The organism is Pantoea sp. Tr-811 (assembly GCF_011752535.1).
Lineage (GTDB): Bacteria > Pseudomonadota > Gammaproteobacteria > Pseudomonadales > Pseudomonadaceae > Aquipseudomonas.
In genome coordinates this window covers 68,012-85,563 of the sequence record NZ_VWXJ01000018.1, presented here as the reverse complement: position 1 = coordinate 85,563, position 17,552 = coordinate 68,012, and the positions used below count along the sequence as shown (strand labels likewise).

Here is a 17,552-nt window from a genome sequence, read left to right as displayed (position 1 = left end):
CGGCAATTTAAATCTCGATGGTGAAATCCGGCGAGAAGCCGGTGCGCTCGCCTGGATAGCCTCTAGGGTTCGATACGAGTCGGCAGCCGGAAATGACCGTGTCGACCGCCTGATGCGTGTGACCAAAAACCCAGACATCAGCTTGAGCAACCAGGTCGTGCCATTGGTTGAAGTACGCCGCGCCAAGATGCCCATCATGACCATCGCCGGCGACATCCTGGATGGGGCAATGATGCGTAACTACGACGGTCTTGCCATCGAAATCCTTTGCCAGCTCTGTCGCTAGGAACTCTCGAGTGGCGATGTTTCGAGCAATGAGATCCACAGGTCGAAGCTTGCTGTACCCCTCCCCGATCCGGATCCTCTTGAAGTCGGTCATCCACTCGGCACACACCCTCATCGCAGTCTTGTAGTCGCCAGTGGCGGTGTAATCCGTCCAGGCTGTCGCGACCAGAAAGCGCGTGTTACCGATGATGAGGATCTGGTTATCCAAGATGTGCACATGCTCAGCAGCCGCGTCGCGCATTTTGGTGAACGTCCGGTCTATGTGGCCCTTGTAAAACTCGTGGTTCCCGCAGACGTAGATCACCGGACATTCGAAGGTATCGTTCGTCCACGCCACTCCCCGACCACGCACAGAGATGTCGCCGGCCAGGATGACCAAATCAGCATCTGTGGCTGGAGGTTGGAAGTCGATGAACTCCAGATGGAGATCTGAGTAGACCGTAATTCTCATCGTATCGCCTGGTCTCCGTATCGGCAGGCTAATCGCTAATCCAGTGCCTCCAACGGAGTGGAGGCCTGGCTACAAACAATTACTTGAAGGCTTTACTGAAGCGCTGAGAAAGCTCGGCAATACCGATCGGCGCCCAGCCCTCTGGGTCGTTGCTCTTCCGGATGAAGTTGATTGCGCACCCGATCATGAAGAGTCCGGACAGCACCGAAAGCACCACAGCCGACTTGATGGTCGCAGGCATGACATAGGCAGCTGTCTCATGCCCAGTAAGCCAGACGATTGGATATGGAAAGATCACACACCCAGCGATGAAAGCGACCAGCATCAGCGGAAACGCAGCGAGGATGATCATGATCGGCACCTTTACTTGGTACTGCCTTGCCGCTACCAGCCTGCCAGCAGGAGTCTTCATCGCGTAGATGACCGCCTGGTTCTCCATCTTGTCCTTCTTCTTGGTGAAGATGCCGTACAAGGTCACTCGCTGCCCCTTGTCGAGCTCTTCATAGATTTTCCCTGGTAGCAGCACCTTGGGAAGCACCTGCCCATCGATGACCATGTAGGCCGTTACCGTGCCCTGCTCCGTGCTCGAGACATGGAGGGTTTCGATCACCCCGGTGACCTGCCTGCAATCAAACTTGAACAAAATCTGCTCCTGCAATTTTTACAGCGCGCAAGCTTCCCCACCGCCTCGAAAGCAGTGTGCGTCGATGCGCTGGATCAGCTGCGCGATAAACGAAAAACAGACCTGAAACAGTCTGTTCCCTAAATCATCCCCATGAGCAGGCGGAAAGTGTCTTCGAGCTCAGGCGCTCACGGGCGACCTTGCTTGCCTCGCACTGGAGTAAACCTCCCCACCCTGGGTGATGAATTCGTACACCGGCCTAGACTCCGTGCCGGCTTGTATCCGGATCTCGGATAGCAGCTCCATTGCGTACGACCCGCGACCATTTTTTTCAGAAGGAGTGATGATGTGGATCTTGCTGACGCTGAGGAAATTACCTAGCTCAGCCGTCTGCATCATTTGCACTGTAGGGACATCATTTACCAAATGGGCAATTGGCCCTATGCATCCATCCTCTATGCCCATCCCTTCGATGAGGAATGAATACTCACATCGACTGATGTCTACGGATCGCCAAAGCATCCGCGTAGCCTCCGGGGCTCTGAACTGTCCCTGGAGGTCATTGCTATAGGTAACAAACACGGTTTCAAACCCTAGTCCAAGCCTGACCTGGCCCTATCCAAGCCCACCAGGACGGTTTCACGCGCAGCCCCATACCAGAGGCTACTTGGCGTCCATCGCAAGATGGCCGGCGCGCCATGCACCGAAGGGCCATCATAAGGATTTGTCCCACCAACCGCAACGGACGATGTTTGGTGGGATAAACGGTCTATGGCTCTATCCTTCCTTTTGAGATGCAAAACGTGAAGGAAGAGCTAGCCGCGACGCTACGGGTGATCCGCCAATTGAAAGGGGCTCGTTACGAAGCTCTCTCAAGCACGATAAATCCTAAGCATCTGAGCATGATTGAGCGGGGCGATGCCCAAGCGACCCTGCCTACCCTGCTCAAACTGTCCGAGTCTTTGGGCATCAGCGTGTTGACTCTTCTCGGATTGTGCCTGGCAGTGCGAGACCAAAAGTCACCAGAAATGGAGCTTGAGCGGGCTCAACATGAACTCAAAGAACTCGTCGCATCGGGAGCTCTGGAGATCATCAAGGCAAATCTGCCAGGTGGCACTCTCGCGAAAAGAGCACGCGGCACCAAGGCAGATGCTGAGCGCGTAAGTGCAGTGCAAACTTTGAAGCAGCAGGGCAAAACGCAGGCTGAAGCAGCCCGCGAGCTAGGCCTTCCGACATCGACTGTGCATAGATACTGGTCGAAATCCTGACGCGTTGGGTAAGCCGCCTTGAGGGCCGCCAGTGCACTTGGCTCCACAGAGCCTAGAGGCAAACGAAAGACATCAATTGCTTGAAGTCAACTATCTCCCCTCAGCCCAGCCAGGCAGAAAAACCTCAACAGACTGGCCGGAGCCTCGCCGCCGACAAGCTTCAGACAGTCCTGCGGCGCCGCGAACAAGGATTGATTCAGAAAGAGACAGTTGCAGCAAACGGAACATCAGCTTCGACGGTGCAACGAATCTGGCGCGGCCGAACATCTTCCGCTTGAAGCGCTGAGAAGTGCGAGCGATAGGCGCAAGAGATTAGGTGCTTTAGGCTTGTCAGGGCTGTGCTTTGAACGCCTAGCGACGACTTCTATGGGTAGCTATGGCTCAACGAATCCGAGAGTTCCGCTGCAAGTGCCGAACGAGGACTGTTAATGAGATGGGGTATGCGAAACCTAGATCTCAACCGGCTCACAGTAGAGCTAGGCAGCGCTTAGGTTCTGGGAGTAGTGAGAAGCGCACCTGGATCGGTGTGAGCGCAAGACCTTGATGGAATCGTCCCCTGCAGGAATCGAACCTGCACTTAGCCCTTAGGAGGGGCTCGTTCTATCCATTAAACTAAGGAGACACGACAAGCTGAGCAGCACATATTACGGAAAAACAAATAGATAGGAAAGCCGCACATCCCTATACCCTCCCCTTGACTGCGTGGAGGAACGATACAGGCATCCCAATAGGAGACTACACCCCACCCCAGATAAGAACCTGCAACCTTCCCCTTAGGAGGGGGATGCTCTATCCAATTGAGCTACTGAGACGAAAAGAATGAGCAACGAGCGTTGCACGGCTGGATGGCGAGCATGTTAACCAGCGCACTGCCGTTTGTCATGCTTCAATCGGGCTTTTTGCACGTAGGGCATTTCTGAACCCGTTAATGGATCACCCCTTCCTTGCGCAGCAACGCCAGCAGCGCCGCCACCGCCTCGTCCAGCGCCCCGGAGTTGTCCAGCCGGTGCACCGCCCCGTCGGCTTCGCCCTGGAGCCTGGCATTGCGCGCCAGGCGCTGATCGACTTCCTGCGGTGTTTCCCGCCCGCGGGCCAGCAGCCGCTCACGCAGCACGGCGGTTTCGACTTCCAGGCACACCGCCAACAGGTTGGGATAACGCCGGCGAGCCTCGGGCAGGTAAGCGCGCGAGCCATTGACCAGCACGCTATGGCCTTGGGCAAGCCACTGGTCGACCAGGGCCAGGATGCCATAGTCCAGGCCATTGGCCCGCCAATGCATGGCAAAGGCACCCTCTGCGCGCAGCTGCTCGAAGCCCTGCGCCGTAACGCCGTGGGCCGCTTCGCCCTTGGCTTCGGCAGAGCGGGTAATCACACGCCGGGCAATTTCCACCCCCGCCTCGGCCAATGGCCCACGGGCGGCGTCGATCAGGGAATCTTTTCCCGAACCGGACGGTCCTATCAGGAATACCAGGCGACCAGCGGTGTCGCCTCCAGTGCTTGCGTCATGTTGCATAGCCACTATGCTCTATGAAAGGAAACCCGCGCATTCTAGGTGTTTTCTTAGCGCTTTGCTGCGTTTTACAGGTTTTTGACGGCAAAGGTCTGACGGTGAAAATGGTGTGACTGGAGTAAAACTTTTCAAACCAGTGCTCATTTCTGATAATTGGTACTGGCAAAAAGCCTTTATCCCACTCACTATTTGTCACAGAATTGACGCCAAGGAAACGGCGACCTGAGGCAAGATGACACCAATATTTTGATGACGGTTGAACATTTTGTCGTCGCCACGGTCGTAGCTCCATCCCGTGCGGCCAATTTGAGAACCGCTTTCCCCTGAACCAAAAACCGGTCAATTTATATGCGCCCAATGAAACAGGCTATTTATTCCAGCCGCACCGCAGACAAATTCGTCGTCCGCCTGCCAGACGGAATGCGTGAGCGCATTGCCGAGGTAGCGCGCAACCACCACCGCAGCATGAACTCCGAAATCATCGCACGCCTGGAGCAGAGCCTTATCCAGGAAGGCGCGCTGGGTGACGAGCTGAGCATGCGCCTGGACAGCCCGGAGCTTTCACTGCACGAGCGCGAGCTGCTGCAGCGCTTCCGCCAACTGTCCCACCGCCAGCAGAACGCGCTGGTGGCCCTCATCGCTCACGATGTGGAAATGGCCGCCGACGCCTCCTGAGGTCGGTAGCAAGCAAACACGAAAAAGCCAGCGTAAGCTGGCTTTTTTCGTTGCGCTGATCCAGCCCCTCTGTAGGAGCGGGCTTGACCCGCGAACACCGGCGTAGCCGGCGCCATGCACCGCGGTGCCTGCTTCGCGGGGCAAGCCCGCTCCTACAGAAATACCATTTAAGCCAGATAGTTATATTCCATAGGAGCGTGGCGTATCAGAGCAGGAACAGCGTCGCCAGCCCCAGGAAGATGAAGAAGCCGCCGCTGTCGGTCACCGCGGTAATCATCACGCTCGAGCCCATGGCCGGGTCGCGGCCAAGGCGCATCAGCGTCATCGGGATGAATACGCCCATGAACGCGGCCAACAGCAGGTTCAAGGTCATCGCCGCGGTCATTACCACACCCAGCGACCAGCTGCCGTACAGCAGGTACGCCACGATACCGATCACACCGCCCCAGATCAGGCCATTGAGCAGCGAAACCGCCAGCTCCTTGCGCATCAGCCGGCTGGTGTTGCCTGGTGACACTTGGTCCAGCGCCATGGCGCGAACGATCATGGTGATGGTCTGGTTGCCGGAGTTGCCGCCAATGCCCGCCACGATCGGCATCAGCGCCGCCAGGGCCACCAGCTTCTCGATCGAGCCTTCGAACAGGCCAATCACCCGCGACGCCACGAAGGCGGTAATCAGGTTGATGGCCAGCCACGCCCAACGGTTGCGCAGCGAACGCCAGACCGAGGCGAAAATATCTTCCTCCTCGCGCAGGCCCGCCATGTTGAGCACTTCGCTCTCGCTCTCCTCACGGATCAGGTCGACCATCTCGTCAATGGTCAAACGGCCGATCAGGCGCTCGCTCTTGTCCACTACCGGCGCCGATACCAGGTCGTAACGCTCGAACGCCTGGGCCGCGTCGTAGGCATCTTCCTCGGGGTGGAAAGACACAGGGTCGGTCGCCATGACCTCTGCCACCTTCTTCTCCGGGTCGTTAACCAACAGGCGCTTGATCGGTAGCACACCTTTGAGGATGCCGCCGTAGTCGACCACGAACAGCTTGTCGGTGTGGTTGGGCAGCTCCTTGAGGCGGCGCAGGTAGCGCAAGACCACTTCCAGGCTGACATCCTCGCGGATGGTCACCATCTCGAAGTCCATCAATGCACCCACTTGCTCCTCGTCGTAGCTCAGCGCCGAGCGCACGCGCTCACGCTGCTGGGCATCGAGGCTTTCCATCAGCTCGTGGACGACGTCTCGCGGCAGCTCGGGGGCCAGGTCAGCAAGTTCGTCGGCGTCCATTTCCTTGGCGGCGGCCAGCAGCTCGTGATCGTCCATGTCGGCGATCAGCGACTGGCGCACAGCGTCGGAAACTTCGAGGAGGATGTCGCCGTCGCGGTCCGAGCGCACCAGCTGCCAGACCGTCAGGCGGTCTTCCAGGGGCAAGGCTTCGAGGATGTAGGCGATATCGGCGGGGTGCAGGTCATCGAGCTTGCGTTGCAGCTCGACGAGGTTCTGCCGGTGGACCAGGTTTTCCACCAGGTCGTTGTGCTGCCCTTCCTGACGGTGCGTCAGGTCTTCCACCACACGTTGACGCTGCAGCAGTTCGACCACCTGGGCCAGGCGATCCTGCAGGCTGTCTTGGGCTTTCTTTACTTCTACTTCGGTCATAGGCGTACTCCACTCCCAGCAGCGGAGCACGCCGGGAGAATCAATCGGTCAGATCTGGCTGTATGAATCTTGTTAGGGAGTAACTACTGGGTAAGTCCATGGTGGTATTCCACAAGCCCCGGCGGGGCTGACGGGCGCAATCATACACTGCCTAAGCTGTCAGATCGCTTAAAATTTTGGCCAGAACAAGCGTTTGCGTCATAAAGCTAGGACAACGCTCGAAGCCATCAGTGCGACGGTGCGTTTCGCGTTTGAAGCACATTTGCATGTGCCTGGGTGCATTTGCGGCGCTGGATTGCTCGCCAGCCGCCTTGCACCCCTTTCGCGACACCCGGCCGCGCCATGGTTCATACAGGAGAGCTTAGATGGAGATCGGCAACAATTCAGCGGGCCGAAAAAACAAAAAGCCCGCTCAAATGAGCGGGCTTCTTGATGTATGGCGGACTCAGCAGGATTCGAACCTGCGACCGCTCGGTTCGTAGCCGAGTACTCTATCCAGCTGAGCTATGAGTCCGTGGTTGGTAATTTTAGACCAGGTTACCACTGGTGGGCTTGAAGCAGCCTTGTAAGCAAAGCCACTTCAAAAGTGGCGGACTCAGCAGGATTCGAACCTGCGACCGCTCGGTTCGTAGCCGAGTACTCTATCCAGCTGAGCTATGAGTCCGTGGTTGGTAGTTTTAGACCAGGTTACCACTGGTGCGCTTGAAGCAGCTTTGCAAGCAAAACCACTTCAAAAAGTGGCGGACTCAGCAGGATTCGAACCTGCGACCGCTCGGTTCGTAGCCGAGTACTCTATCCAGCTGAGCTATGAGTCCGTGGTTGGTAGTTTTAGACCAGATTACCACTGGTGGGCTTGAAGCAGCTTTGTAAGCAAAGCCACTTCAAAAGTGGCGGACTCAGCAGGATTCGAACCTGCGACCGCTCGGTTCGTAGCCGAGTACTCTATCCAGCTGAGCTATGAGTCCGTGTCTTGCCGCGCATAATAGACCGCTGAAACATTTTTGCAAGAACTTTTTCGTTTAAATTCAACGACTTAGCGTTCTTACCGTTTACAGCGACCTAAGCAAATAATGGCGGTGAAGGGGGGATTCGAACCCCCGATACCCTTATGAGGTATACTCCCTTAGCAGGGGAGCGCCTTCGGCCACTCGGCCACCTCACCGCAACACGAGGCGAATATTAAAGAAGCTCTTCCTCGTTTGCAACCCTTTTTTTGAAAAAAACTTCAAAAAAATTAAAGGCTTGGCTCCTCGTCCTTCTCTTTCTTGATCCGCAGGTAGATTTCCTCGCGGTGAACGGCCACTTCCTTAGGGGCGCTGACGCCAATACGCACCTGGTTTCCCTTGACGCCAAGCACCGTCACGGTGATCTCGCCGTCTCCAATGATCAGGCTCTCGGCGCACCGGCGAGTCAGAATCAACATAGCTTTCTCCTTACACGAACATTCAGGGGTAACAGTCTTTGGATGACAGCCCTGGGGCGCGGACGACGCCCCAGGGCCCTTGGCCACCCCGCCGACAGGACAGGGCCTGCGTGGCAGCCAGAAACGCGAAGGGCGCGGCCTTGCCGCGCCCTCCCGGCAACGCCTTATTCGCCCTGTCGGGCAGGGGCGTCGAGCTCGAACGCGGTGTGCAGCGCACGCACGGCCAGTTCCAGGTACTTCTCCTCGATCACCACCGAGACCTTGATCTCGGACGTGGAGATCATCTGGATGTTGATGCTCTCCTTGGCCAGGGCTTCGAACATGCGGCTGGCAACACCGGCGTGGGAGCGCATGCCAACGCCGACGATCGACACCTTGGCGATCTTGGTGTCGCCGATCACTTCACGGGCACCGATCTCGCGCGCGGTGTTTTCCAGCACGCTGAACGCCTTCTCGTACTCGTTGCGGTGTACGGTGAAGGTGAAGTCGGTGGTGTTATCGTGCGCGACATTCTGCACGATCATGTCCACTTCGATGTTGGCGGCGCTGATCGGGCCGAGGATCTTGAAGGCAACGCCCGGGGTGTCCGGCACGCCGCGAATGGTCAGCTTGGCTTCATCACGGTTGAAGGCGATACCGGAAATGATCGGCTGTTCCATGGATTCCTCTTCATCAATGGTAATGAGGGTACCTGGACCCTCTTTGAAGCTGTGCAGCACGCGCAGCGGAACGTTGTACTTGCCGGCGAACTCCACCGAGCGGATCTGCAGCACCTTGGAACCGAGGCTGGCCATTTCCAGCATCTCTTCGAAGGTGATCTTCTCCAGGCGGCGGGCCTGCGGCACAACGCGCGGGTCGGTGGTGTAGACGCCATCGACATCGGTGTAGATCTGGCACTCGTCAGCCTTCAGCGCGGCCGCCAGGGCAACGCCGGTGGTGTCGGAGCCACCACGGCCAAGGGTGGTGATGCTGCCGTGCTCGTCGACGCCCTGGAAACCGGCAACCACGACCACCCGGCCTTCCTTGAGGTCGGCGCGAATCTTCTGGTCGTCGATTTGCAGGATGCGCGCCTTGTTGTGCGCGCTGTCGGTGAGGATGCGCACCTGGTTACCGGTGTAGGACACCGCTGGCACACCGCGCTTGATCAAGGCCATGGTCAGCAGCGCGATGGTGACCTGCTCACCCGTCGACACGATCACATCCAGTTCGCGAGGAACCGGCTGATCGGTAATCTGCTTGGCCAGGTCGATCAGGCGATTGGTTTCACCGCTCATGGCCGACAGCACGATCACCAGGTCGTCGCCCGCCTCACGGTGTTTCTTGACCTTTTCGGCTACCTGCTCGATCCGCTCGATGGAACCGACAGAGGTGCCGCCAAATTTCTGTACGATCAACGCCATTTCAATGGTGCCTCAGCCCATACAGGGCCTCAAAAAAACCATCCAACATGACGGGGCGGATGACTAGACCACCCGCCCCCTCATCTCAAAGTCCCTGCTCTGCGAACGGCACGGCCAGCGCCAGGGCCTGGTCCAGCGCGGCGACGTCGACGCCACCGCCCTGGGCCATGTCCGGACGGCCACCGCCCTTGCCACCCACTGCCGCAGCGGCTTGTTTCATCAGGTCACCAGCCTTGAGTTGGCTGGAGAGGTCCTTGGTCACGCCGGCCACCAGCACGACCTTGCCCTCATGCTCACTGCCCAGCAGGATCACTGCGTGGCCGAGCTTGTTCTTCAGCTGATCGACCAGGGCCAGCAGGGCCTTGCCATCCTGCCCATCCAGGCGGGCGGCAAGCACCTTGGCACCCTTGACCTCAACGGCCGCGTTGGAGAGATCATCCCCGGCGGCGCTGGCGGCCTTGGCCTGCAGCTGTTCAAGCTGCTTTTCCAGCTGGCGGTTGCGCTCAAGCACAGCCGACAGCTTGTCGATCAGGTTGTCGCGGTTACCCTTGACCAGCTGCGCGGCTTCCTTGACCTGCTCTTCGGCAGCGTTCAGGTAGGCCAGTGCAGCAGCACCGGTGACCGCTTCGATACGGCGCACACCCGAGGCCACGCCGCCTTCGCTGATGATCTTGAACAGGCTGATATCGCCGGTGCGCTTGGCGTGGATACCGCCGCACAGCTCAACGGAGAAATCACCGCCCATGCTCAGTACGCGCACGGTATCGCCATACTTCTCGCCGAACAGCGCCATGGCGCCCTTGGCCTTGGCGGTTTCGATGTCGGTCAGTTCGGTTTCAACCGGGGTGTTCTTGCGCACTTCACGGTTGACGATGTCTTCCAGGGCCTTGATCTGCTCTGGCTTCACCGCCTCGAAGTGGCTGAAGTCGAAACGCAGGCGCTGGCTGTCGACCAGCGAGCCCTTCTGCTGAACGTGCTCGCCCAGCACCTGGCGCAGCGCTTCGTGCAGCAGGTGAGTCGCGGAGTGGTTCAGCGAGGTGGCGTGCTGCACGTCGGCATCGACCTTGGCCTGGACCGGCGAGCCGATCACCAGCGCACCGCTGGCGACCACGCCGTGGTGCAGGAAGGCACCGCCAGTCTTGGTGGTGTCGCGCACGTCGAAGCGCGCAGCGCCCGCCTGCAGGAAACCGGTGTCGCCCACCTGGCCGCCGGACTCGGCGTAGAACGGGGTGCGGTCGAGCACCACCACGCCCTGCTCGCCTTCACCCAGCTGGTCGACGGACTGGCCGTCCTTGTACAGGGCGATGATCTTGCCCTGGCCTTCGGTGGCGTCGTAACCCAGGAATTCGGTGGCGGTGTCGACCTTGACCAGGCTGTTGTAGTCCATGCCGAAGGCGCTGGCGGAACGGGCACGCTCGCGCTGGGCTTCCATTTCACGCTCGAAGCCGGCTTCGTCGATGGTCAGCTCGCGCTCGCGGGCGATGTCGGCAGTCAGGTCCATGGGGAAGCCGTAGGTGTCGTACAGCTTGAACACCACGTCGCCCGGAACCACGTCGCCCTTGAGCTGGGCCAGGTCCTGCTCAAGGATGCGCAGGCCCTGCTCCAGGGTCTTGGCGAACTGCTCTTCCTCGGCCTTGAGCACGCGCTCGATGTGCGCTTGCTGGCTCTTCAGCTCGGGGAAGGCCTCGCCCATCTCGGCGGCCAGGGCGGCGACGATCTGGTGGAAGAAGCTGCCCTTGGCGCCCAGTTTGTTGCCGTGGCGGCAAGCGCGGCGAATGATGCGGCGCAGCACGTAGCCACGGCCTTCGTTGGACGGCAGCACGCCGTCGGCAATCAGGAAGCCGCAGGAGCGGATGTGGTCGGCGACCACTTTCAGCGAAGCCTGGCCATCATTGCTGCAACCGATGGCCTTGGCCGCGGCGCCCAGCAGGTTCTGGAACAGGTCGATCTCGTAGTTCGAGTGCACGTGCTGCATGACCGCACTGATGCGCTCAAGGCCCATGCCGGTGTCCACCGACGGTGCTGGCAGCGGGTGTAGCACGCCGTCGGCAGTACGGTTGAACTGCATGAAGACGTTGTTCCAGATCTCGATGTAGCGGTCGCCGTCTTCTTCTGGCGAGCCGGGTGGGCCGCCCCAGATGTCGGCGCCGTGGTCGTAGAAGATCTCGGTGCAAGGGCCGCATGGGCCGGTGTCACCCATGGTCCAGAAGTTGTCGGAGGCGTACGGGGCGCCTTTGTTGTCACCGATGCGCACCATGCGCTCGGCTGGCACGCCGACTTCCTTGGTCCAGATGTCGTAGGCTTCGTCGTCGCTGGCGTAGACGGTGACCCAGAGCTTTTCCTTGGGCAGGTTCAGCCACTTGTCGGAGGTCAGGAAGGTCCAGGCGAAGGTGATCGCGTCGCGCTTGAAATAGTCGCCGAAGCTGAAGTTGCCCAGCATTTCGAAGAACGTATGGTGGCGCGCGGTGTAGCCGACGTTTTCCAGGTCATTGTGCTTGCCGCCGGCGCGCACGCACTTCTGGCTACTGGCGGCACGGGTGTAGGCGCGCTTCTCGGCACCCAGGAAGCAGTCCTTGAACTGGTTCATGCCTGCGTTGGTGAACAGCAGGGTCGGGTCGTTGTTCGGGATCAGCGAACTGGAGGCGACTCGGGTATGTCCCTGCTCTTCGAAGAAGCGAAGGAAGGCTTCACGGATTTCTGCGCTTTTCATAGGTTCTTCCACGGAAACGGCGGCCCTTGGGGGCAAACACGTCGACGAAACGACGGCAAAGGGCCGCATTATATCGGTCCTGCAAGCAAGGTGCAGTGTGTTTATGCGATAGATAGCGTCGTTTGGACGGCTTTTGGGGCGCTTGCAAACGAAAACGACATGAACGGATGCTAAATGCTGCCTTTCGCCACTGGCAAGCCCATTACCGCCCAAGGGAAGGGAAAATGGAACAGACGGTGAATTAAAAGGTTTTCATGGGCGAGCGCCGCGCAGCGGCGCATCGCGAGCTACGCTCGCTCCTACCCGTTCAGCGCGGCTGCTGGCTAGGCCAGGCGCTGGCCTGAATCGGGCACGATCAGGATACCCGCCCGCAGGCCATTCTTGACCTTGGGGTTGGGGAAGATGATCCGCGCGCCCTCCTCCTCCACCACCCAGCGCATTTCCGCCAGGTCTTCGGCCAGCAGGTAACCCTTGCTCAGCTCGGAGAAGTTCTCGATGTCCGCTGGCAGGTGCAGGTGGAAGCTGTCGCTGTGCTTGATGATCTCGCGGGCCACGCTGAACAGCTTCAAGCCATCGAGCGAGGCTTCGGGCTCGGGCTCGGTGCCCTCGATGATCTGGATCAGGCGCAGCTCCAGGCGGTCGAGGTTGACCTGCTCGTTCTGCCCGAATGGCCGCGCCTTGCCCAGCTCCAGGGTAAAGGCCTCGGCGCCGAGTTGTTCATAGGTGAAGGCACTGAAGGTGATCGACGACTTGCTTTGCAGCAGCACCGCCTCCATGCCGGCTGCCGCCAGGCGTGCCAGCTCACGGCGCGAATGCTGGCGCCCCTCCTTGTAGGGGTACAAGGCGAACTGCTCGATCTTCGAGCCACGGATGGCGGTATGCAGGTCGTAGTGCAGGCGGGTGCGCTCGGGCTTGCTGAAAAACACCCGGGCGAACTGCTCCAGTTCTGCAGCACGCAGCGCCTCGAAACCACTGGACAGCTCGTGGCGGCCATTGAACAGGCGGTTGATGTCCTGTTCGATGTAACGCTCGCCCTTGCGGATCGCCGCCGGGTTGCCGAACAGGAACAGCACCCGCGCCCTGGGCTTGATCTTGCCATTGGCCACGCCGTGCAGCAGCCGTTCGAGCAATTCGATCGGCGCCGTCTCATTGCCATGGATGCCCGCCGACAACAGCAGGTCGAGCCCGCAGTCCTCGGCTTCGGCGGGGCGAACTTCCAGGGCGCCCTCGCCCAGCCAGCGCAGGCGCACGCCCTTGGGTGTCACTTGGGTCTTCTCGGCCGGTTCGTGATCGGTGAGGGTCAGCTCAAGCAATTTGCCAAGGGCGAGCATAGGCGCTTCCTTAGTGGTGGTGGCCGCAGTCGGGGCCGTGGACGTGGTCGTCATCTTCACCGGCTTCGGCCGGTTCCATTTCCAGCTGCAGGCTGACCAGGTTGGTGGCCATCGGGCGCAGCAGCAGGTTGGCGTACTCGGTGTCGCCTTCCTCGACATCCACGCCGATCAGCAGCTGGCCACGGCCGTCCTGCTGAATCCACACTTCCTTGCCTTGCCAAACTACGGCAAAGCGGGTGCAGGAGGTTTCCAGTTGGGTACCGTCTTCATCTTCCAGGATAAGGCGCAGGGCGTCGGTCATTGCAAAGTCTCTCTTCAAGGTTGGCGTTGGAACGGATAGACCGAACCCAGCTTGAGGATCTGGGTCAACTCATCCAGTGCCGTACGGCACTCCACCAGCAACTGCGGGTCGGCAAGGTCGGCTTCGCCGAGGCGGTCGCGGTAATGCTTGTCGACCCACTGCAGCAGGGTGTCGTACAGCGTGGCGGTCATGATAACGCCTTCGTTGACCGCCGCCAGTTCCGTTTCCTTCAAGGCCACGCGCAAGCGCAGGCAAGCCGGGCCACCGCCGTTCTGCATGCTCTGCTTGAGGTCGAACACCTTGACCTCCTTCACCGCGCCGCCCTGGGCGGTAAGCTGGCCCAGGTACGCCCAGACCCGCTCGTTGTTACGGCACTCTTCCGGCACCACCAGCAACATCGAGCCGTCCTCACGGCTGAGCAACTGGCTGTTGAACAGGTAGGAACGCACGGCGTCCTCTACCGCAACCGCCGCCCGCGGCACGCGAATGGCCTGGAAGTTGCCGCCCTTGCTGGCCAGTTTAGCCTGCAGTTGGCCCAGCACCGTATCGGTGTCGAGGAAGGCATCCTCGTGGTAGAACAGCACCTCGCCATTGCCTACCGAAATCACATCGTTATGGAACACGCCCTGGTCGATTACCGCCGGGTTCTGTTGAGCGTAGACCACGCCCCCCTCGCTCAGCCCGTGCAGCCGGGCAACGGCCTGCGAGGCTTCCAGGGTCTGGCGGGCCGGGTACTTCTGCGGCGCCGGGTAGCGGCTGTCGAAGGCGCTACGGCCATACACGAAGAACTCGACGCCGGGCTCGCCATAGGCGCGGCAAAAGCGCGTGTGGTTGGCCGCGCCCTCGTCACCGAACTGTGCCACAGCTGGCAGCGCCGGGTGGTGGGCAAAGTGTTGCTCATTGTTGAACATGGCCGCCAGCACACGGCTGGTGGTCGGGTGCTCGATGCTGCGGTGGTACTTGCAGTTGAGGTTGGCGGCGGTGAAATGCACGCGACCATCGGCGGTATCGGCACTGGGGCTGACCGTGGCGGCATTGGCCACCCACATGCTCGATGCCGAGCAGCTAGCCACCAGCAGCGGCATGGCTTCCCTGGCCGCGCGCTGGATCACCTCGGCGTCGCTGCCGGCAAAGCCCAGGCGGCGCAGGGCGGCCACGTCAGGGCGCTCCTGGGGCGCCAGCACGCCTTGCTTGAAGCCCATGTCGGCCAGCGCTTTCATCTTCGCCAGGCCCTGGCGCGCCGCTTCCCGAGGGTTCGAACCTTGCTGGCTGTTGCTCTGCGATGCCACGTTGCCGTAGGACAGGCCGCCGTAGTTGTGGGTTGGCCCCACCAGGCCATCAAAATTCACTTCATAGGATTTCATCGGCTAGGCTCCGTGACCTGTTGTTATAGGGTGACGCCCGGCGTCAGGGTCGCCGGCAGGGCAAGGCTGGCGGTCTCCAGCGAAGCCACGGGGTACGCGCAGTAGTCAGCGGCGTAGTAGGCGCTGGCGCGGTGGTTGCCACTGGCGCCGACACCGCCAAACGGGGCACTGCTGGCGGCACCGGTGAGTTGCTTGTTCCAGTTGACGATGCCGGCACGGCTGCGCAGCCAGAAGTACTGGTAGCGTGCGCGGGAGTCGGACAACAGGCCGGCAGCCAGGCCGTACTGGGTATTGTTGGCCTCGTCGATGGCGGCATCGAAGTCGGCGTAGCGAATCACCTGCAGCAGCGGGCCGAAGAACTCTTCATCCGGGCGCTCGGCCACCGCCGTCACATCCACGATGCCCGGGGTAAGCAGCGCGGCGTCAGCCTGCGGCTGGGTCATTTCCAGCAGCGTCAGCGCCCCCTTGGCAACCAGCTCGGCCTGGGCCGCGAGCAATGCCCGCGCCGCCTGCAGGGAAATCACCGACCCCATGAACGGTGCCGGCTGGGCATCGAAAGCGCCGACCGTGATGGCCTTGCACACCTCGACCAGGCGCGCCAGCAGCGCGTCGCCCCAGGCGCCCTGCGGCACCAGCAGGCGGCGCGCACAGGTGCAGCGCTGGCCGGCGGAAATGAACGCCGACTGGATGATGGTGTACACCGCCGCGTCCAGGTCCTTGACCTCATCCACCAGCAGCGGGTTGTTGCCGCCCATTTCCAGGGCGAGGATTTTGTCCGGGCGGCCCGCGAACTGCTGGTGCAGCAGGTTGCCGGTGCGGCTGGAGCCAGTGAAGAACAGGCCATCGATGCCAGGGTTGGCGGCCAGCGCCACGCCTGTTTCGCGCGCCCCCTGCAGCAGGTTCAGCACGCCTGGCGGCAAGCCGGCGGCAACCCAGCAGTTGACGGTCAGCTCGGCAACCTTGGGGGTCAACTCGCTGGGCTTGAACACGACGCAGTTGCCTGCCAGCAGCGCCGGCACGATATGCCCGTTGGGCAGGTGGCCGGGGAAGTTGTACGGGCCGAACACCGCCACCACACCGTGGGGCTTGTGCCGCAGCACAGCGGTAGCGTCGGCCAGCGGGCCACTTTTCTCACCCGTGCGCTCGCGGTAGGCCTGCACCGAGATCGCCACTTTGTTGACCATGCTGGTCACTTCCGTGGCCGACTCCCACAACGGCTTGCCGGTTTCTTCACCAATGCAGTGGGCCAGCGCCTCGGCATGCTGGCGCAGCTGGTCGGCGAACCGCTCCAGCACGTCGATGCGCGCCTCCAGGCTCAGTTGCGCCCAGGCTGGAAAGGCCTGGCGCGCCGCCTTCACGGCAGCCTCGACCTGGCCGGCATCAGCGCCCTGCCCGGCCCACACCACGGCCTGGCTGACCGGATTGAGCGATTCCAGGGCTTCGCCCTGGCCGGCCTGCCACTGGCCGCCAATGTAATGCGTGGTCATTTACGAGGCCTCCCGGCTGGCCGACAGCGGCACGGCGCGCACGTTGTCGCCAGCGCCCATGCGCAGGCGCTTGGCGGTCAGCGGGTCGACCACCAGGGTGCCCGCGGCCAGGCGCGCTGGCGCTGCGGTGATGCGGCAGTCGTCACGCTTGCGGTTGTGAATGATGTAAGGGGTGGCGTCATCGCCTGGCGTGCCCACGGCCAGCACCAGGGTCTGGCTGTCGCGCACCGCACGGATCTTCGAGGTTTCGCACTCGATGGCCGGGCCTGCGTCGAAGATGTCGACGTAGCCCTGGTAGTTGAAGCCTTCCTGCTTGAGCATCGCCAGCGCAGGCTCGGTGTCGGTGTGCACGCGGCCGATGACATTGCGCGCATCCTCGGACAGGAAGCAGGTGTACAGCGGGAACTTGGGCATCAGCTCGGCGATGAACGACTTGTTGCCCACACCGGTGAGGTAGTCGGCCTGGCTGAACTCCATCTTGAAGAAGTGCCGGCCCAGGCATTCCCAGAACGGCGAGCGGCCGTGCTCGTCGGACATGCCGCGCATCTCGGCGATAATCTTCTTGCCAAACAGCTCGGGGAACTCGGCAATGAACAGCATGCGCGCGCGGGACAGCAGGCGGCCATTGAGCCCGGAGCGGTAGTCGCTGCGCAGGAACAACGAGCACAGCTCGGAGTTGCCGGTCAGGTCGTTGGCCAGGAACAGGGTCGGGATCTCGCGGTAGATGTTCAGTTCCTGCGAGGCGCTGACGGTGAGGCCAACCCGGTAGTTGTACCAGGGCTCGCGCAGGCCGACGGCGCCCGCGATGGCACTGATGCCCACCACCAGCCCTTCGTCGTTTTCCAGCACGAACAAGTAGTCGGTGTCGCCGCGCTCGGCCTCGCCACGGAAGCTTTTCTCGGCCCAGCCAACACGGTGGCCCAGGCGCTGCTCGTTGGCCGGCAAGGTGGTCAGGCCGGTGGTGCCGGTGCTGCGTGCCAATTCGATCAGCGCGGGTAAATCGCTGCTGCGTACGGGACGGACGATCATGCTATCTCCTTGTGCGGCGGCCAATGCCGGCCGCATGACTCTCTATAC

At 61.0% G+C, this 17,552-nt stretch carries 14 protein-coding genes and 7 tRNA genes; 2 read left to right on the top strand and 19 right to left on the bottom strand.

Annotation, left to right across the window (positions count from 1 at the left end):
- Nucleotides 1-7 precede the first annotated feature (7 nt).
- Nucleotides 8-736, bottom strand: coding sequence for a metallophosphoesterase family protein (locus F3J44_RS23335; RefSeq protein WP_167276423.1), 729 nt, complete (start codon nt 734-736; stop codon nt 8-10).
- A gap of 79 nt (nt 737-815) precedes the next feature.
- Nucleotides 816-1,379 carry a hypothetical protein gene (locus tag F3J44_RS23330; protein ID WP_167276421.1) on the bottom strand — a complete coding sequence of 188 codons (564 nt, stop codon included), beginning with the start codon at nt 1,377-1,379 and terminating at the stop codon, nt 816-818.
- 782 nt (nt 1,380-2,161) lie between these two features.
- Between F3J44_RS23330 and F3J44_RS23325 the strand changes: the two genes are divergently transcribed.
- The gene (locus tag F3J44_RS23325) at nt 2,162-2,626 is read left to right on the top strand and encodes a helix-turn-helix domain-containing protein (protein ID WP_167276418.1); all 465 of its coding nucleotides are present in this window, start codon (nt 2,162-2,164) and stop codon (nt 2,624-2,626) included.
- 550 nt (nt 2,627-3,176) lie between these two features.
- On the opposite strand, the gene F3J44_RS23320 is transcribed toward F3J44_RS23325, so the two are convergent.
- The 3 genes from F3J44_RS23320 to phnN all read right to left on the bottom strand — a co-directional run bounded on the left by F3J44_RS23320 (nt 3,177) and on the right by phnN (nt 4,139).
- Nucleotides 3,177-3,248, bottom strand: a tRNA-Arg gene (locus tag F3J44_RS23320).
- Nucleotides 3,249-3,329: 81 nt separating this feature from the next.
- Nucleotides 3,330-3,433: transfer RNA gene (locus F3J44_RS23315), tRNA-Arg, on the bottom strand.
- A gap of 118 nt (nt 3,434-3,551) precedes the next feature.
- On the bottom strand, nt 3,552-4,139 hold the full coding sequence (phnN, locus tag F3J44_RS23310) for a phosphonate metabolism protein/1,5-bisphosphokinase (PRPP-forming) PhnN (protein WP_167276416.1): 588 nt from the start codon (nt 4,137-4,139) through the stop codon (nt 3,552-3,554).
- Between the two features lie 345 nt (nt 4,140-4,484).
- Here phnN and F3J44_RS23305 point away from each other — a divergent pair, with 345 nt between their 5' ends.
- Nucleotides 4,485-4,811, top strand: coding sequence for an Arc family DNA-binding protein (locus F3J44_RS23305; RefSeq protein ID WP_003254499.1), 327 nt, complete (start codon nt 4,485-4,487; stop codon nt 4,809-4,811).
- 205 nt (nt 4,812-5,016) lie between these two features.
- Here the strand turns inward: F3J44_RS23305 and mgtE are convergent, their stop codons facing one another.
- The 14 genes from mgtE to astA form a co-directional block, all read right to left on the bottom strand.
- Nucleotides 5,017-6,459: a magnesium transporter gene (gene mgtE / locus F3J44_RS23300; protein ID WP_167059906.1), complete on the bottom strand. Its 1,443-nt coding sequence runs from the start codon at nt 6,457-6,459 to the stop codon at nt 5,017-5,019.
- Between the two features lie 437 nt (nt 6,460-6,896).
- A tRNA-Arg gene (locus tag F3J44_RS23295) sits at nt 6,897-6,973 on the bottom strand.
- Between the two features lie 73 nt (nt 6,974-7,046).
- Nucleotides 7,047-7,123: transfer RNA gene (locus tag F3J44_RS23290), tRNA-Arg, on the bottom strand.
- Between the two features lie 74 nt (nt 7,124-7,197).
- Nucleotides 7,198-7,274: transfer RNA gene (locus F3J44_RS23285), tRNA-Arg, on the bottom strand.
- A gap of 73 nt (nt 7,275-7,347) precedes the next feature.
- Nucleotides 7,348-7,424: transfer RNA gene (locus F3J44_RS23280), tRNA-Arg, on the bottom strand.
- 106 nt (nt 7,425-7,530) lie between these two features.
- A tRNA-Ser gene (locus F3J44_RS23275) sits at nt 7,531-7,621 on the bottom strand.
- A 72-nt stretch (nt 7,622-7,693) separates the two neighbouring features.
- Nucleotides 7,694-7,882 carry a carbon storage regulator CsrA gene (csrA, locus tag F3J44_RS23270; RefSeq protein WP_003254503.1) on the bottom strand — a complete coding sequence of 63 codons (189 nt, stop codon included), beginning with the start codon at nt 7,880-7,882 and terminating at the stop codon, nt 7,694-7,696.
- Nucleotides 7,883-8,046: 164 nt separating this feature from the next.
- Nucleotides 8,047-9,282, bottom strand: a complete 1,236-nt coding sequence (locus tag F3J44_RS23265; protein WP_167059903.1) for an aspartate kinase — start codon at nt 9,280-9,282, stop codon at nt 8,047-8,049.
- Nucleotides 9,283-9,367: 85 nt separating this feature from the next.
- Nucleotides 9,368-11,992, bottom strand: a complete 2,625-nt coding sequence (gene alaS / locus F3J44_RS23260) for an alanine--tRNA ligase (protein WP_167059901.1) — start codon at nt 11,990-11,992, stop codon at nt 9,368-9,370.
- 323 nt (nt 11,993-12,315) lie between these two features.
- Nucleotides 12,316-13,323 (bottom strand): succinylglutamate desuccinylase, encoded by a 1,008-nt coding sequence (gene astE / locus F3J44_RS23255; protein WP_167059898.1) that lies wholly within the window; start codon nt 13,321-13,323, stop codon nt 12,316-12,318.
- A gap of 10 nt (nt 13,324-13,333) precedes the next feature.
- On the bottom strand, nt 13,334-13,624 hold the full coding sequence (locus tag F3J44_RS23250; protein WP_167276413.1) for a topoisomerase II: 291 nt from the start codon (nt 13,622-13,624) through the stop codon (nt 13,334-13,336).
- Nucleotides 13,625-13,638: 14 nt separating this feature from the next.
- The gene (gene astB / locus F3J44_RS23245; RefSeq protein ID WP_167059892.1) at nt 13,639-14,988 is read right to left on the bottom strand and encodes an N-succinylarginine dihydrolase; all 1,350 of its coding nucleotides are present in this window, start codon (nt 14,986-14,988) and stop codon (nt 13,639-13,641) included.
- 23 nt (nt 14,989-15,011) lie between these two features.
- A complete protein-coding gene (gene astD / locus F3J44_RS23240; protein WP_167276410.1) occupies nt 15,012-16,475 on the bottom strand; it encodes a succinylglutamate-semialdehyde dehydrogenase in 1,464 nt (487 codons plus the stop codon).
- Nucleotides 16,476-17,504 (bottom strand): arginine N-succinyltransferase, encoded by a 1,029-nt coding sequence (astA, locus tag F3J44_RS23235; RefSeq protein WP_167059886.1) that lies wholly within the window; start codon nt 17,502-17,504, stop codon nt 16,476-16,478.
- Between the last annotated feature and the right edge of the window lie 48 nt (nt 17,505-17,552).

Excerpts from the sequence above, each read along its gene's own strand:
- F3J44_RS23335 (WP_167276423.1), bottom strand. The coding sequence starts at position 736 with ATGAGAATTACGGTCTACTCAGATCTCCATCTGGAGTTCATCGACTTC.
- phnN (WP_167276416.1), bottom strand. The coding sequence starts at position 4,139 with ATGCAACATGACGCAAGCACTGGAGGCGACACCGCTGGTCGCCTGGTA.
- F3J44_RS23305 (WP_003254499.1), top strand. The coding sequence starts at position 4,485 with ATGCGCCCAATGAAACAGGCTATTTATTCCAGCCGCACCGCAGACAAA.
- mgtE (WP_167059906.1), bottom strand. The coding sequence starts at position 6,459 with ATGACCGAAGTAGAAGTAAAGAAAGCCCAAGACAGCCTGCAGGATCGC.
- csrA (WP_003254503.1), bottom strand. The coding sequence starts at position 7,882 with ATGTTGATTCTGACTCGCCGGTGCGCCGAGAGCCTGATCATTGGAGAC.
- F3J44_RS23265 (WP_167059903.1), bottom strand. The coding sequence starts at position 9,282 with ATGGCGTTGATCGTACAGAAATTTGGCGGCACCTCTGTCGGTTCCATC.
- alaS (WP_167059901.1), bottom strand. The coding sequence starts at position 11,992 with ATGAAAAGCGCAGAAATCCGTGAAGCCTTCCTTCGCTTCTTCGAAGAG.
- astE (WP_167059898.1), bottom strand. The coding sequence starts at position 13,323 with ATGCTCGCCCTTGGCAAATTGCTTGAGCTGACCCTCACCGATCACGAA.
- F3J44_RS23250 (WP_167276413.1), bottom strand. The coding sequence starts at position 13,624 with ATGACCGACGCCCTGCGCCTTATCCTGGAAGATGAAGACGGTACCCAA.
- astB (WP_167059892.1), bottom strand. The coding sequence starts at position 14,988 with ATGAAATCCTATGAAGTGAATTTTGATGGCCTGGTGGGGCCAACCCAC.
- astD (WP_167276410.1), bottom strand. The coding sequence starts at position 16,475 with ATGACCACGCATTACATTGGCGGCCAGTGGCAGGCCGGCCAGGGCGAA.
- astA (WP_167059886.1), bottom strand. The coding sequence starts at position 17,504 with ATGATCGTCCGTCCCGTACGCAGCAGCGATTTACCCGCGCTGATCGAA.